This window comes from Streptomyces odontomachicola (assembly GCF_039605595.1).
Lineage (GTDB): Bacteria > Actinomycetota > Actinomycetes > Streptomycetales > Streptomycetaceae > Streptomyces.
This window is the reverse complement of the sequence record NZ_JBCFOK010000005.1, coordinates 278,792-292,486: the sequence shown is the minus strand read 5'-3', so window position 1 is coordinate 292,486 and position 13,695 is coordinate 278,792. Positions and strand designations below refer to the sequence as shown.

At 74.3% G+C, this 13,695-nt stretch carries 12 protein-coding genes; 7 read left to right on the top strand and 5 right to left on the bottom strand.

Annotated features, from left to right (window positions below; all coding sequences use genetic code 11):
- Positions 1-176 precede the first annotated feature (176 nt).
- Genes ABEE00_RS11360 through ABEE00_RS11340 form a run of 5 tightly spaced genes read left to right on the top strand, consistent with a single transcriptional unit; the run spans position 177 to position 5,806 of the window.
- Complete coding sequence (locus ABEE00_RS11360; protein WP_345745220.1) at positions 177-1,460, top strand: prenyltransferase/squalene oxidase repeat-containing protein; 1,284 nt, start codon at positions 177-179, stop codon at positions 1,458-1,460.
- Complete coding sequence (locus ABEE00_RS11355) at positions 1,457-2,146, top strand: SCO2322 family protein (protein ID WP_345745219.1); 690 nt, start codon at positions 1,457-1,459, stop codon at positions 2,144-2,146. Before ABEE00_RS11360 ends, ABEE00_RS11355 begins: the two co-directional genes overlap by 4 nt.
- 8 nt (positions 2,147-2,154) lie before the next feature.
- Positions 2,155-3,348 carry a CbiQ family ECF transporter T component gene (locus ABEE00_RS11350; protein ID WP_345745218.1) on the top strand — a complete coding sequence of 398 codons (1,194 nt, stop codon included), beginning with the start codon at positions 2,155-2,157 and terminating at the stop codon, positions 3,346-3,348.
- A gap of 8 nt (positions 3,349-3,356) precedes the next feature.
- Positions 3,357-5,000: an ABC transporter ATP-binding protein gene (locus ABEE00_RS11345; RefSeq protein ID WP_345745433.1), complete on the top strand. Its 1,644-nt coding sequence runs from the start codon at positions 3,357-3,359 to the stop codon at positions 4,998-5,000.
- Positions 4,997-5,806 (top strand): ECF transporter S component, encoded by an 810-nt coding sequence (locus ABEE00_RS11340; protein WP_345745217.1) that lies wholly within the window; start codon positions 4,997-4,999, stop codon positions 5,804-5,806. Before ABEE00_RS11345 ends, ABEE00_RS11340 begins: the two co-directional genes overlap by 4 nt.
- Positions 5,807-5,846: 40 nt before the next feature.
- Here ABEE00_RS11340 and ABEE00_RS11335 read toward each other — a convergent pair whose 3' ends face one another.
- Positions 5,847-7,016, bottom strand: a complete 1,170-nt coding sequence (locus ABEE00_RS11335; RefSeq protein ID WP_345745216.1) for a steroid 3-ketoacyl-CoA thiolase — start codon at positions 7,014-7,016, stop codon at positions 5,847-5,849.
- A 226-nt stretch (positions 7,017-7,242) separates the two neighbouring features.
- Between ABEE00_RS11335 and ABEE00_RS11330 the strand changes: the two genes are divergently transcribed.
- A complete protein-coding gene (locus ABEE00_RS11330; RefSeq protein ID WP_345745215.1) occupies positions 7,243-8,478 on the top strand; it encodes a cytochrome P450 in 1,236 nt (411 codons plus the stop codon).
- A 107-nt stretch (positions 8,479-8,585) separates the two neighbouring features.
- Here the strand turns inward: ABEE00_RS11330 and ABEE00_RS11325 are convergent, their stop codons facing one another.
- Positions 8,586-10,529: a bifunctional glycosyltransferase 87/phosphatase PAP2 family protein gene (locus ABEE00_RS11325; protein WP_451918550.1), complete on the bottom strand. Its 1,944-nt coding sequence runs from the start codon at positions 10,527-10,529 to the stop codon at positions 8,586-8,588.
- A 126-nt stretch (positions 10,530-10,655) separates the two neighbouring features.
- A complete protein-coding gene (locus ABEE00_RS11320) occupies positions 10,656-11,222 on the bottom strand; it encodes a hypothetical protein (RefSeq protein WP_345745214.1) in 567 nt (188 codons plus the stop codon).
- 133 nt (positions 11,223-11,355) lie between these two features.
- On the opposite strand from ABEE00_RS11320, the gene ABEE00_RS11315 reads away from it, so the two are divergent.
- The gene (locus tag ABEE00_RS11315; protein ID WP_345745213.1) at positions 11,356-11,679 is read left to right on the top strand and encodes an antibiotic biosynthesis monooxygenase family protein; all 324 of its coding nucleotides are present in this window, start codon (positions 11,356-11,358) and stop codon (positions 11,677-11,679) included.
- 71 nt (positions 11,680-11,750) lie between these two features.
- Here the strand turns inward: ABEE00_RS11315 and ABEE00_RS11310 are convergent, their stop codons facing one another.
- Together ABEE00_RS11310 and ABEE00_RS11305 are read right to left on the bottom strand one after the other, a co-directional pair.
- Positions 11,751-12,407: an HAD-IA family hydrolase gene (locus ABEE00_RS11310; protein ID WP_345745212.1), complete on the bottom strand. Its 657-nt coding sequence runs from the start codon at positions 12,405-12,407 to the stop codon at positions 11,751-11,753.
- 184 nt (positions 12,408-12,591) lie between these two features.
- Positions 12,592-13,677 carry a peptidoglycan-binding domain-containing protein gene (locus tag ABEE00_RS11305; RefSeq protein WP_345745211.1) on the bottom strand — a complete coding sequence of 362 codons (1,086 nt, stop codon included), beginning with the start codon at positions 13,675-13,677 and terminating at the stop codon, positions 12,592-12,594.
- Positions 13,678-13,695: the final 18 nt, after the last annotated feature.

The window sequence follows — 13,695 nt, the reverse complement described above, 5'->3', positions numbered from 1 at the left end:
GCGCGAGCCGGAGCACCGGATCGGCGGCACAGGCTCTCGGGCCCGTCCGCCGGGCGGTCCCGGAACGCGCCCGCCGTGGCCTGCGGGGCCGAGCCCGGTGTGCCGCCGCGTGTCCCGCGCGGCGCTGCCGTGCGCGGCCGCGCCGCGCCCCGGCGGCCACACCGGAAAGGCACGTCATGTTCCTGCGCCGCAGCGCGGCGGCCCTCGCCGCCGCCGCAGTGCTCTGCGGGTACGCCGCACCCGCGGCGCTCGCCGACGACCGGCCGAAGGGCCCCTCGGACAAGCCCGCGCCGAAGCTGCCGGACGGCCTGTACGGGAAGGGCGACCCGAAGTTCGACGGCGTGTGGCGGCAGTCGGTCGCGCTGCTCGCCCAGGACGCGGCGGGCGCCGTGCCGGCGGCGAAGGCCGTGGACTGGCTGGCCGGACAGCAGTGCGCTGACGGTTCCTTCGCCGCGTACCGCCAGGACCCGAAGAGCGGCTGCGACCCGAAGAAGACGCCGGCCGACACGAACGCGACCTCGCTCGCCGTGCAGGCGCTGGCCGCCGTCGGCGGGCAGGCACAGGCGGTCGAGAAGGCCGTGACATGGCTCAAGTCCGCGCAGAACAAGGACGGCGGCTGGGGCTTCGGCGCCTCGGGGCCCTCCGACGCCAACTCCACCTCGGTGGTGATCGGCGCGCTGAGCGCCGCGGGCGAGAAGCCGGGCGAGGTGAAGAAGGGCGGCGAATCCCCGTACGACGCGCTGCTCTCCCTCCAGGTCGGCTGCGGCACCAAGGGCGCGAAGCCCAAGGAGCGCGGGGCCTTCGCGTACCAGCCCGGCAAGGACGGCGCGCTCGCCGCCAACGACGACGCGACGGCCGCCGCCGCGCTGGCCGCACTCGGCGAGGGCATGGCGGTCGAGCCGCTGGGCGAGAAGGCGGAGGACCGCCCGCTGAGGCCCCTCGACTGCGGCGAGAAGGGGAAGCCCTCACCCGAGACCGCGGCCGACGCCGGGTCCGCGTACCTCGCCTCCGTACTCGAGAAGAACGGCGGGCACCTGAACTCCGCGATGCCGGGCGCCGAGGGCCAGCCCGACTACGCCAACACCGCGGACGCGGTGATCGCGCTCGCCGCGGGCGGGCACAGCGCCCCGGCCCAGAAGTCCCTGGACTGGCTCGGCAGGCACCTCGGCGACTGGGACAAGGCCAAGAACGACCCGGCGGCGCTCGGCATCCTGATCCTCGCCGTGCACGCGACCGGCGGCGACCCCACCACGCTGCACGGCACCGACCTGCTCAAGCGGCTCGACGCGACGGGCCCCGCGCCCGCCAAGACCCCGGCGGAGCAGAAGACCTCGGACGAGGATGACGGCAACGGCGGGGCCATCGCCGCCTGGTCGGCGATCATCGCGGGCCTCGCCGCGGGCGCCGGCATCGGCTTCCTGATCAGCGGCCGCCGCAAGCGTCGGGGGGCCGGGCAGTGAACGCGCGCAGAGTCGCCACCGCCTCGGTCCTGCTGGCCCTGCTGCTGCACTTCCTCGCCCTGTTCGGGCAGGCGGGCGCGGCCGAGGCAGCCGGCACCCAGGACGGCTACCGCTACTGGTCCTTCTGGCAGCAGAAGAAGCAGAGCTGGTCGTACGCCACCCAGGGCCCCTCCGTGCTGCGCCCCGGCGACGGCGACGTGCTCGGCTTCCGCTTCGCGGTCAGCGCAGACTCCAAGGACGCGAAGACCCCGCGCGGGGCGGCGGAGTTCGGTTCCGCCTGCGACCGTACGGAGGCGAAGCCGGGCAGCAAGCGGGTCGCCGTCCGCGTCGACTTCGGCACCGCGGCTGACGCGCCGAAGGGCGAGACCCCGCCGAAGCCCCGTACCGGCTGCGCCCGCGTGAGCGAGGACGCCACGGCAGCCGACGCGCTCGCCGCGGTCGCCAAGCCGCTGCGCTACAACTCCGACGCGCTGCTCTGCGGCATCGAAGGCTTCCCCAAGTCGGGCTGCGGCGAGCGCACTTCGGCCGAGGGAAAGACCGGCACCGGGACCGACGCCGGCTCCGGCGACAAGGACCACGAGGACGGCGGCGGACTGCCCAAGGGCCTCGGCATCGGCGCGGGCGCCGTGGTGGTCGCGGGCCTCGCCGGCGCCGCGGTGTGGCAGGCCCGCAGGCGCCGGGACTGAGCGGCGGCATGCGCACAGGCACCACGCGCCAGACCCTCGGCGAACGGCTGCGTCCGCCTCGCGCCTCCCGCAGCGACGCGCTGCACGCGGGCGCCTGGTGGGTGTGGGCGCTCGGGCTCGCCACGGCGGCGTCCCGTACGACCAACCCGCTGCTGCTGGCGCTGCTGATCGCGGTCGCCGGGTACGTGGTGGCGGCGCGGCGCGGCGATGCGCCGTGGGCCCGTTCGTACGGCGCGTTCCTCAAGCTCGGGCTCTTCGTGCTGGGCATCCGCCTGGTCTTCGCCTTCTTCCTCGGCTCGGCCGTGCCGGGCACGCACGTGGTGGTCACGCTGCCCGAAGTGCCGCTCCCCCACTGGGCGCAGGGGGTGCGGATCGGCGGCAGGGTGACGGCCGAGGGCATGCTGTTCGCGCTGTACGACGGGCTGAAGCTGGCCGCGCTGCTGATCTGCGTGGGCGCGGCGAACGCGCTGGCCAGCCCGGCCCGGCTGCTCAAGTCCCTGCCGGGCGCGCTGTACGAGGCCGGGGTGGCCGTCGTCGTCGCCATGACCTTCGCGCCGAACCTGGTCGCCGACGTGCAGCGGCTGCGGGCGGCACGGAGGCTGCGCGGACGCGATGACCGGGGCCTGCGCGGCGTGCTCCAGGTCGGACTCCCGGTGCTGGAGGGCGCGTTGGAGCGCTCGGTCGCGCTGGCCGCGGCCATGGACGCGCGCGGGTACGGGCGTACCGCGAAGGTGCCGCGCGCGGTACGGCGTACGACCGCGGCCCTCACCCTCGGCGGGCTGCTCGGCGTGTGCGTGGGCAGCTACGCGCTGCTGGCCGCCGAAGGCGCGGCGTTCGGGCTGCCGTTGCTGCTGGGCGGCGTGGTGCTGGCGGCGGCGGGTCTGGTGCTGGGCGGGCGGCGCAGCGTGCGGACCCGCTATCGGCCCGACCGCTGGGGGGTACGGGCCTGGGTGGTGTCCGCTTCCGGGGCGGCGGTGGCCGCGCTGATGATCGCGGCGGGCGGCGCGTACCCGGAGGGCCTGCACCCGCCCGCCGTACCGCTGTCGGCTCCACAACTGCCGCTCTGGCCCGCGGCGGCCACGCTGCTCGGCCTGATCCCGGCGTTCGCGGCCCCTGCACCGGACCGCCCCACGTCCCGCGCGGGGCAGGGCGCCGCAGACGACGACACGCACGACCCCCGCACCGAGGAGCGCACCCCGTGACCCAGCCCGTGATCAGGTTCGAGCAGGTCTCGGTCACGTACGAAGGACGGGACGAGCACTCCCTCGCAGGCGTGGACCTGGAGGTGCCCGAGGGCGAACTGTGCCTGCTCGTGGGCCCGTCCGGCGCCGGCAAGTCCACCCTCCTGGGCACCGTGTCCGGGCTGGTCCCGCACTTCACCGGCGGCACCCTGCACGGCAGGGTCACGGTCGCGGGGCGTGACACCCGTACCCACAAGCCGCGCGAACTCGCGGACGTGGTCGGCACGGTGGGCCAGGACCCCCTGGCCCACTTCGTGACCGACACGGTCGAGGACGAGCTCGCGTACGGAATGGAGTCCCTGGGCCTGCCACCAGGCACGATGCGCCGCCGCGTGGAGGAGACCCTCGACCTGCTCGGCCTGAACGAGCTGCGGGACCGCCCCATCGCCACCCTCTCCGGCGGCCAGCAGCAGCGCGTCGCGATCGGCTCCGTGCTCACCGCGCACCCGGAGGTGCTGGTCCTGGACGAGCCGACCTCCGCGCTCGACCCCGGCGCGGCCGAGGAGGTGCTGGCCGTGTTGCAGCGCCTGGTGCACGACCTGGGCACCACGGTCCTGATGGCCGAGCACCGGCTGGAACGGGTGGTGCAGTACGCGGACCAGGTGCTCCTCCTGCCAGGACAGGGCGCACCGGCCCAACTCGGCGAGCCCGCCGCGATGATGGACCGCTCCCCCGTCGTACCCCCGGTCGTCGAGCTGGGCCGGATCGCCGGCTGGACCCCGCTGCCGCTCTCGGTGCGCGACGCCCGCCGCGCGGCGGGTCCCCTGCGCGAACGTCTCGAAGGCCGCACTCCCCCGGCCCACGGCACGGAACCGCCGTCCGAGGCGCCCGAGTTGGCCGCGCTCTCCCGCGTCACCGTGCGCCGGGGTCGCGTGACGGCGCTCCGCGAGGTGGACCTCGCCGTGCGCGCCGGCGAGACGGTCGCCCTCATGGGCCGCAACGGCGCGGGCAAATCCACCCTGCTCAACGCCCTTGTCGGGATGCACAGGCCCAGCTCGGGAACGGTCACGGTCGGCGACCGCGCCCCGCACCGCACGCGCCCCGCCGAACTGCTCCGGCACGTCGGCCTCGTACCGCAGGAGCCGCGCGATCTCCTGTACGCGGACACCGTGGCCGCCGAGTGCGCCGCCGCCGACCGGGACGCGGGCGCCGCGGCAGGCGCCTGCCGCGCCCTGGTGACCGCGCTCCTCCCCGGCGTCACCGACGCGACGCACCCGCGCGACCTGTCCGAGGGCCAGCGCCTCGCGCTCGCGCTGGCCGTGGTCCTCACCGCGCGCCCGCCCCTCCTCCTGCTCGACGAGCCGACCAGGGGCCTGGACTACGCCGCGAAGGCGCGGCTCGCGGGAGTGCTGCGCTCGCTCGCGGCCGAGGGGCACGGCATCGTGCTGGCCACGCACGACGTGGAGCTCGCCGCTGAACTCGCGCACCGGGTCGTGATCCTCGCGCAGGGCGAGCCGGTGGCCGACGGACCGGCGTCCGAGGTGGTGACCTCCTCGCCCGCGTTCGCCCCGCAGACGGCCAAGATCCTCCCGCGCGGCGGCTGGCTCACGCCGGGCCAGGTGCGCGGGGCGCTCTCCGAAGAGGCGCTCTCCGAGGGGGAGGCGGACCGATGACCACGTCACCCACCAGGGCCGTACGCCTCGGCCCCCGCTCCCTCGCCGCGCTGGCCCTGACCAGCGCAGCGGGCATCGTCGCCTTCGGCTGGCCGCTGCTGGCCGGGCCCACGTCCGGCCTCGCCCACTCGCAGGACGCGCCCTGGCTGTTCGCCGCGCTGCTGCCGCTCCTGCTCGCGGTCGCGGTGGCCACCGTCGCGGACACGGGCCTGGACGCGAAGGCCGTGGCGATGCTCGGCGTCCTGGCCGCGGCGGGCGCCGCGCTGCGCCCGCTCGGCGCGGGAACGGCGGGCCTGGAGCCGATGTTCTTCCTGATGGTCCTCTCCGGGCGCGTCCTCGGCCCCGGCTTCGGCTTCGTGCTCGGCGCGCTGTCGATGTTCGCCGGCGCGCTGCTGACCGGCGGGGTCGGCCCGTGGATGCCGTTCCAGATGCTGAGCATGGGCTGGGTGTCGATGGGCGCGGGTCTCCTCCCGCGCCCCGGAACCCTGCGCGGCCGCGCCGAGTTGCTGCTGCTCGCCGCGTACGGAGCGGCCGCCGCCCTCCTCTACGGGCTGGTCATGAACCTCCAGGGCTGGCCCTACATCGCCGGCCTCGGCTCGGGCCTGTCCTTCGTGCCGGGCGACCCGCTCGCCGAGAACCTCGCCCGGTACGCGGCCTACGTCCTGGCCACCTCGCTCGGCTGGGACGTCCCGCGCGCGGTCCTCACCGTCGTCCTGACCCTCACACTCGGCACACCGGTGCTGCGCGCCCTGCGCCGGGCGACGCGCAGGGCGGCGTTCGACGCGAAGGCGACCTTCGCGCCGTAAGGCCCCACAAGGCCCAGGTTGTACGAGGCGAAGCGCCCGCTCACAGCCTCTGCAGGATGGTGGCCGTCGACAGCGCCCCGCCCGCGCACATGGTGATCAGGGCGAACTCCTTGTCCTGCCGCTCCAGTTCGTGCAGCGCGGTCGTGATCAGCCGGGCGCCGGTGGCCCCGACGGGGTGGCCGAGCGCGATGGCGCCGCCGTTCACGTTCACCTTGGACAGGTCCTGGTCGAAGACCTGCGCCCAGGAGAGCACCACGGAGGCGAAGGCCTCGTTGATCTCCACCAGGTCGATGTCCCGCAGCGACATCCCGGCCTTGCCCAGCACGGCGCGGGTGGCGTCCACGGGCCCGTCCAGGTGGAAGTGCGGATCGGCGCCGACCAGCGCCTGCGCGACGATCCGCGCACGCGGTTTCAGCTTCAGCGCCCGGGCCATCCGCTTCGAGGCCCACATGACGGCGGACGCCCCGTCCGAGATCTGCGAGGAGTTGCCCGCGGTGTGCACGGCCGAGGGCATCACCGGCTTCAGCGAACCCAGCGCCTCCATCGAGGTGTCCCGCAGCCCCTCGTCCCGCTCCACATGGCGCCACATGCCCTGGCCGCCCTGCTGCTCCTCCTCGGTGGTGGGCACCTGCACCGCGAAGGTCTCGCGCTTGAACCGCTCCTCCGCCCACGCGCGTGCAGCGCGCTCCTGGGAGAGCAGCCCCAGCGAGTCCACCCGCTCGCGGCTCAGGCCCCGGTGCCGGGCGATGCGTTCGGCGGCCTCGAACTGGTTGGGCAGGTCCACGTTCCACTCGTCGGGCCAGGGCTTGCCGGGCCCGTGCTTGGATCCGGCACCCAGCGGCACCCGGGACATGGCCTCGACCCCGCAGCCGATGCCCACGTCGATGACGCCGGCGGCGACCATGTTGGCCACCATGTGGTTGGCCTGCTGCGAGGAGCCGCACTGGCAGTCCACGGTGGTCGCGGCGGTCTCGTACGGCAGGCCCATGGCGAGCCAGGCGTTGCGCGCCGGGTTCATGGACTGCTCGCCCGCGTGCGTGACGGTGCCGCCGACGACCTGCTCCACGCAGTCGGCGTGCATGCCCGTGCGGCCGAGGAGTTCGCGGTAGGTCTCGCCCAGCAGATAGGCGGGATGGAGATTGGCGAGCGAGCCTCCGCGCTTGCCGATGGGGGTACGCACTGCTTCGACGATGACGGGTTCTGCGGCCATGGGTCGTCCCTCCGGGCGGCGCGGCAGCTACAAACCAGAAACGAGTTCTAGTTAGACAAACAGTCTTATGAGGCCGACCGTTGGCGCGCAAGGGTCGTGCACGGGAACCACGCGCACGAAAGCACAATCCCCGTCGCCGTGACCCTTGCCACTTGTAGAACCCGTTACTACCTTCCATGGCGCCGCACCTGATGGGCCGTCAGACTTCCACCGGAGTGGAGCCGCCATGTCCCCCTGCCCCGCGCTGCCCGACGGGTTCGACTTCACCGACCCCGACGTCTACCAGGAACGCGTCCCCGTACCCGAGTTCGCCCTGCTGCGCGAGACCGCCCCGGTCTGGTGGAACGAACAGCCGCGCGGCATCGCCGGATTCGACGACGACGGCTACTGGGTGGTGAGCCGCCACGCGGACGTCAAGGAGGTCTCCACCCACCCCGAGCTGTTCTCCTCGAACCTCAACACCGCGATCATCCGGTTCGCCGACCACATGACGCGCGACCAGATCGACATCCAGAAACTGATCATGCTCAACATGGACCCGCCCGAGCACACCCGGGTCCGGCAGATCGTGCAGCGCGGCTTCACCCCGCGCTCGATCCGCGCGCTGGAGGCCACGCTCAAGGAGCGCGCGCGGCGCATCGCGCACGAGGCCCGCGCCAGGGGCACCGGCGACTTCGTCACCGACGTGGCCGTCGAGCTCCCGCTCCAGGCGATCGCCGAACTCATCGGCATACCGCAGGAGGACCGCAGCCGCATCTTCGACTGGTCGAACAAGATGGTGGCGTACGACGACCCCGAGTACGCCATCACCGAGGAGATCGGCACCCAGTCGGCGGCCGAGCTCATCTCGTACGCGATGGGCATGGCGGAGACGCGCAAGGCGTGTCCCGCGCAGGACATCGTCAGCAAGCTCGTGGCCGCCGAGGGCGAGGGGAACCTGTCCTCCGACGAGTTCGGCTTCTTCGTGATCCTCCTCGCCGTCGCGGGCAACGAGACGACGCGGAACGCGATCAGCCACGGCATGCATGCGTTTCTGACGCATCCGGACCAGTGGGAGCTCTACAAGCGGGAGCGGCCGGCGACCGCGGCCGAGGAGATCGTGCGGTGGGCGACGCCCGTGGTGTCCTTCCAGCGGACGGCGACGCGCGACACGGAGCTGGGCGGAGCGAAGATCAAGGAGGGTCAGCGGGTCGGCATCTTCTACTCCTCGGCCAACAACGACCCCGAGGTCTTCGACGAGCCCTCCCGCTTCGACATCATGCGGGACCCGAACCCCCACCTGGGCTTCGGGGGCGGAGGCCCGCACTTCTGCCTCGGCAAGAGCCTGGCCGAACTCGAAATCAACCTGATCTTCGAGGCGATAGCCGACACGATGCCGGACATCTCTCCTGTCGGCGACCCCCGCCGCCTCCGCTCAGCATGGCTGAACGGCATCAAGGAACTGCGCGTGTCGTACGCGTGACCCCGTCGGGAGCGGGACGGGCGGGGAGCAGGGGCTGCGGCCCGCTGTGCCCACCCGTTCCGCCCCTGCGGAACGACTGCCCACAGCTCGTGGGGGGTCACCGGCGGTCAATACGCGAAGCTCCATATCGCGCGGGACGTGCGCACTCGCGCAAAAGCCGACGCCATCGCGAACCCAGCCGCGACCACCACAACCCCACCCACCGCATCCAGCACGTAATGATTCGCGGTGGCGAGCACCACCAGCAGGGTGAGCAAGGGGTGCAGCACACCCAGAGCCCGCAGCCAAGGACTGCGCGCGGAGCGCCACAGCACCACCCCGCACCACACCGCCCACCCCACATGCAGCGACGGCATCGCCGCGTACTGGTTGACCAGCTCGGACAGCGCCCCCGGCGCCGCAGGCGACAGCACCTGCGGACCGTGCGCGGTATCGACGTACCCCATCCCCGGCATCAGCCGCGGCGGCGCGAGCGGATACAGCCAGAAGCCCACCAGCGCGGACAGCGTGCCCAGCGCCAGCGCCGTACGCGCCAGCCGGTAGCGATCGGGCCGCCGCCAGTAGAGCCACCCCAGCAGCGCCAGCGGCACGAGGAAGTGGAACGTCGAGTAGTAGAAGTCGCAGAAGGTCTCCAGCCACGGCGTGCGCACGGCGAACCCGTTGACGGCGCGCTCCACGTCGAGCCCCAGAACCCGTTCCACGCCCAGCACTTGGTGCCCGTGCAGCTCCGCCGTACCCCGCGCGTCCGGCGCCTGCCCCCGTACGTACGAATAGGCCCAGTAGCCGGCCCGGATCAGCAGCAGTTCCAGCATCAGATGCGGGCGGCTCAGCGGGCCCGAGCGCTCGGGGCTGTCCCACGCCGCGGCGCCGCGCAGCAGGAACGGCAGCACGCAGGCCGCCAACAGCCCCGCGACCAGCGGCGCGTTGTCGGAGAGCCCGGACAGCACCGGCAGATGCGGCACGAGGGCCTCGCCCTTGAGCGACATCACCAGCACCACGAACACCGGCCACACCAGCCGGTCGGCGCGCCGCCGCCCCACCCGCCCTGACACCGCGAGCAGCACCCACAGCTGCTGGTGCTGCCACGCGGTCGGCGAGGCGGCGACCGCCGCGCAGCCGGTGACCGCGGCGGCGAGCAGCGGCTGCCCGTCCCGCGCGTACCGCACGGCGCGCCGCAGCGCGATCCAGCACACGGCGGGCACCAGCACGGCCAGCAGGCCGATTTCGAGCGGTCCTTGCAGGCCGAGGCGGAGCAGCGCGCCGTGCAGCGACTGGTTGGAGACGGCGTCGGCGGCGTCCCCGAGCCCCGCGCCCGCCACGTGGTGCACCCAGTACGTCCACGAGTCCCCCGGCATGACCGCCCACGCGGCGGCGGTCGCTGCGCCGAAGACGAGGGCCGCGCCGCCCGCGTCCCTGCGCCGCCCGGTCGCCCACAACAGCGGGAGGAACAACAGCACGGCGGGCTGCAACGCGGCGGCGATCCCGAACAGCACGCCGGGCCACGGCCGTTCGCGCTCCCCAGCCAGCCAGCCGACCAGCACGAGCAGCACCGGCAGGATGCTGGTCTGCCCCAGGTGGAAGGTGTCGCGCACCGGCGCCGACACCATCAGCAGCCCGATCGCGGCGGGCACCGCGAACAGCCCGGCCCGCCGCGGCATGGGCCCCGGCAGCGCGCGCACGGCCACCACACCGACCGCGGCCACCAGCAGCAGGGTGCCGAAGGTCCAGGCCACGCCCAGCCCTTGTTCCGCGGCGCGGGTCAGCGGCTTGAGCACGAGCCCGGCGAACGGCGTACCGGTGAAGGGCGAGGGCCCGTCGTAGAGCGGATCGCGCGCCCGCAGCACGCCGTTGTCGCCGATCCAGGCCAGCAGGTCGGTCAGCCGCTCGTCCGGCGGCAGCCGCAGCACGGCCGCGGTCTGCCGCGCCGCCAGCGCACCGGCCAGCAGCCACAGCCCGCAGAGCGCGAGCGCCGCGCGCGCCCCGAGCCCCGTGCGGCCCCAGAGGCCCGTACGGTCTCCGAAGTCCGCAGCGCCAGGAGTCCTCTCCCGCACCGTCTCCGCCCCCCACGAAACCGGCGTACGCCCGTGCCGCCGCCCGCCGTTCGGCAGCGGGCGGCCGAAGAGTCAGACGCACGAAATCCCCGTGTTACCTGACACGGGCGGAAGAGTCAGTGCCTTTCAGTGCAGGGGCGGCGCTTTCCGGTCAGCGGCACCGGACCGGACCACCGGGTTCCGCGCAACCGCCGTGCGCACAGGGGCGGTTGAGGCCGCCGCGACCCTCGCGGGCACGGGGGTACGGGGAGTACGTGGCCGGCGCGGGCGCACCGGGACCCACCGCGCGGCGCGTGCGGCCCGCGCCCTCCGTACGGCGCGCAACGCGCGTACCGCCAGCGCTCCGGTCGCGCCCGCCGCGCCCGCGGCGAGGAGCGCGCACAGCGCCGTGCGGTCGGCGTGCGACCAGCCCAGCTCCGAGGCGGAGTTGAGCACGAAGCCGTCGTAGAACAGCCAGCACACCAGCGAGGCGGCCGGGGCGCGCAGCGGTCCGCCCACGGCCGCGCCCCACGCGGCGGGCAGCGCGAACGCGGCCAGCGCCCAGGCGTGTCCCGCGGCGCCGCCTGCGCCGGCCGCCTCGTCCACGTACGGACCCAGCACGGCCGCCAGCAGCGCGGCGCACACCGCGCACAGCGGCACCGCGAGCCCCCGGGCCAGCGTGTCCCCGGCCCCCACTCCCCATACGGTGCGCATCGCCTTCACACCCGCATCGTGAACCGGCCCCGCCGCCCCGGCGCCCGCCTTCCCGCACCCTTAGCGCCGCCATAGCGCGGCGACGCCGATCCTGATGGCCTCTTTACACGGGGGGTGATGCAGGATGGGGCGCATGAGCATCGTGAAGATCAACGCCCTCACCGTTCCCGAGGAGCAGCGGGAGACCCTCGAGAAGCGGTTCGCCTCGCGCGCGGGGGCGGTGGAGAACTCCGACGGCTTCGAGTGGTTCGAGCTGCTGCGGCCGCTGGAGGGGAGCGACAAGTACCTCGTCTACACGCGCTGGCGCAGCGAGGAGGACTACCAGGCGTGGATGTCGGGGACCATGCAGGCCGCGCATCAGGGTGGCGGCGATGGAGGTGAGCGGCCGAAGCCGGCCGCTACCGCCTCCGAGCTGTGGTCCTTCGAGGTCGTCCAGCAGGCGTCACCGCAGAGCTGAACGGGGCTTCGCCCCGGGCCCCGTTGCCGCTGTGGTGACGCGGGTGCCCGGGGCGCCAGAGCGCCGCGCGCTCACTCAAAGGCGATGCGAATCCCGCCGCCAGCCGTGGGCTCGACTCGTACGCCGCTCAGGTCCGGGACGGACACCGTCGGGCCGTGCTCCGCCGCGCGCGGCCCGACCCCCACCACGCGCATGCCCGCCGCGAGGCCCGCGGCGATCCCCGCGCCAGAGTCCTCGAACACCACGCACTGCTCCGGCGCGAAGCCCAGCTCCGCCGCGCCCTTGAGGAAGCCCTCGGGGTCCGGCTTGCTCGCGCTGACCGACTCCGCGGTGATCCGGATGCGCGGCATCCGCAGCCCGGCCGCGCCCATGCGCGCCGTCGCCAGCCCCACGTCGGCCGAGGTCACCAGCGCGTGCGGGAGCTCCTCTGTCGCGGCCATGAAGGCGGGCGCGCCCGGCACCGGCACGACGCCCTCCACGTCGGAGGTCTCGCGCGCCAGCATCTCCGCGTTCTCCGCGTAGTTGATCTCCATGGGCCGCTCGGGCAGCAGCTCGGCCATCGTGGAGTAGCCCTGCCTGCCGTGCGCGACCCGCAGCACCTCGTCCGGGTCCAGGCCCTTGTCCACGGCCCAGCCGCGCCAGATGCGCTCCACCACGGCGTCGGAGTTGACCAGGGTGCCGTCCATGTCGAGGAGCAGGCCGCTGGCGGTGAGGGACGGTATCGGCATGGCGTACGGCTCCCAGGGTGTACCGGCGGACGGGACGGGGCGGTGGTTAAAGATGGCCCCGCCCGCCGGTCAGGGACGCCCTCTCCACCGGAGCGGGCACGGGCGGAACCACTTTGTTTCTCAAAAATACAAAACGAAGCGCCCCGACGCCAGTGCCCCCGCCCCAGACCCGTCCCCCGGCCCCTCAGGGCCGGGTCCGCGCCTCCAGGGAGGCCCGCGTCTTCGGCCCGTACTCGCCGCGTACGTCGTCCGGCACCCCGTACGCCGTCTGGTAGCGGAAGACCGCCTGCTGCACGGCGGCCGAGTACGTGCCGTCGTCCTCGCCCTCCTCCAGGAAGCCCGCCTGGCGCAGCCGGTACTGCAGCTCGCGCACCTCGGGGCCCGAGTCGCCGACCCGCAGCACGGGGCCCGACTCCTGCGAATCCGTACCGCCGTCGCCGCCGCCGTCCCCGCCGGTCCTGTCGCCGTCAGGACGCCGGTCGTCGCCGGGGCGGCGGTCGCGCTGCCCGTCGTCCGGGGTGCGCGTGGCCGAGGAACTGGCCGTGGGCGTGGGCCTCTCGGTGTGTACGCCGCTGTCGCGGTCGGCGCGTGCGCCGGACGGCGAACCGGAACGCTGCGGCGTGCTCGGCGAGGCACTGGCGGACGCGCTCGGCGCGACCGACGAGCGGTGGGCGCGCGGTTCCGGCGCGCTCGCCTCGCCCTCGGGGCCGAGGTCCGGCGCGCGGTCACCGGCGCTGAGGCTGCGGGTGTCGCCGCCGCCGTCGTCCTTGCTCAGCAGGTCGGTGGTGAGCAGCCCGGCACCGAGGGCCGCGGCCATGCCCACCCCGGCGAGCAGCGCGTTTCCGGGGCGGCGCAGCCCGCGGCGCCCGCGCCGGGAGCGTTCGGCGCCGCGCCCGCCGGCGGCCGAGGCGGCACCCGCGCCGGCGGCGGGAACCTTCATCTCCCCCGCAAAGGTGGGGAGTTCGGTGGTCTCGTCCGTGCCGCAGCGCGCGAAGGGCGAGAGGTCGGGAACGGGCCGCGTGGCGTCGTCGGCCGCCGAAGTGCCGGGCGCCGCCGGGCCGTCCGGCGCGGAAGCGGAACCGTGAGCGGAAGCGGAGTCGCCGTCCGGCAGGTCCACGTACGGGCGGATGTGCAGCGGATCGCCGTGGCCGCCGCCGTCGACGGTGAACGGCCCCGCGCAGCCGCAGCCGGTGCCCTCCGCGACCCCGTCGCGCGTCTGCTCCGTCGTGAGCTCGGCACCGCACCCCGGACAGCATCTGTGTGCCGCCACCCCGTCCCCTCCCTGAGC

What these genes read in the sequence shown, in the direction of transcription:
- ABEE00_RS11360 (WP_345745220.1), top strand. Translation starts at nt 177, where the DNA reads ATGTTCCTGCGCCGCAGCGCGGCGGCCCTCGCCGCCGCCGCAGTGCTC.
- ABEE00_RS11350 (WP_345745218.1), top strand. Translation starts at nt 2,155, where the DNA reads ATGCGCACAGGCACCACGCGCCAGACCCTCGGCGAACGGCTGCGTCCG.
- ABEE00_RS11340 (WP_345745217.1), top strand. Translation starts at nt 4,997, where the DNA reads ATGACCACGTCACCCACCAGGGCCGTACGCCTCGGCCCCCGCTCCCTC.
- ABEE00_RS11335 (WP_345745216.1), bottom strand. Translation starts at nt 7,016, where the DNA reads ATGGCCGCAGAACCCGTCATCGTCGAAGCAGTGCGTACCCCCATCGGC.
- ABEE00_RS11330 (WP_345745215.1), top strand. Translation starts at nt 7,243, where the DNA reads ATGTCCCCCTGCCCCGCGCTGCCCGACGGGTTCGACTTCACCGACCCC.
- ABEE00_RS11320 (WP_345745214.1), bottom strand. Translation starts at nt 11,222, where the DNA reads ATGCGCACCGTATGGGGAGTGGGGGCCGGGGACACGCTGGCCCGGGGG.
- ABEE00_RS11315 (WP_345745213.1), top strand. Translation starts at nt 11,356, where the DNA reads ATGAGCATCGTGAAGATCAACGCCCTCACCGTTCCCGAGGAGCAGCGG.
- ABEE00_RS11310 (WP_345745212.1), bottom strand. Translation starts at nt 12,407, where the DNA reads ATGCCGATACCGTCCCTCACCGCCAGCGGCCTGCTCCTCGACATGGAC.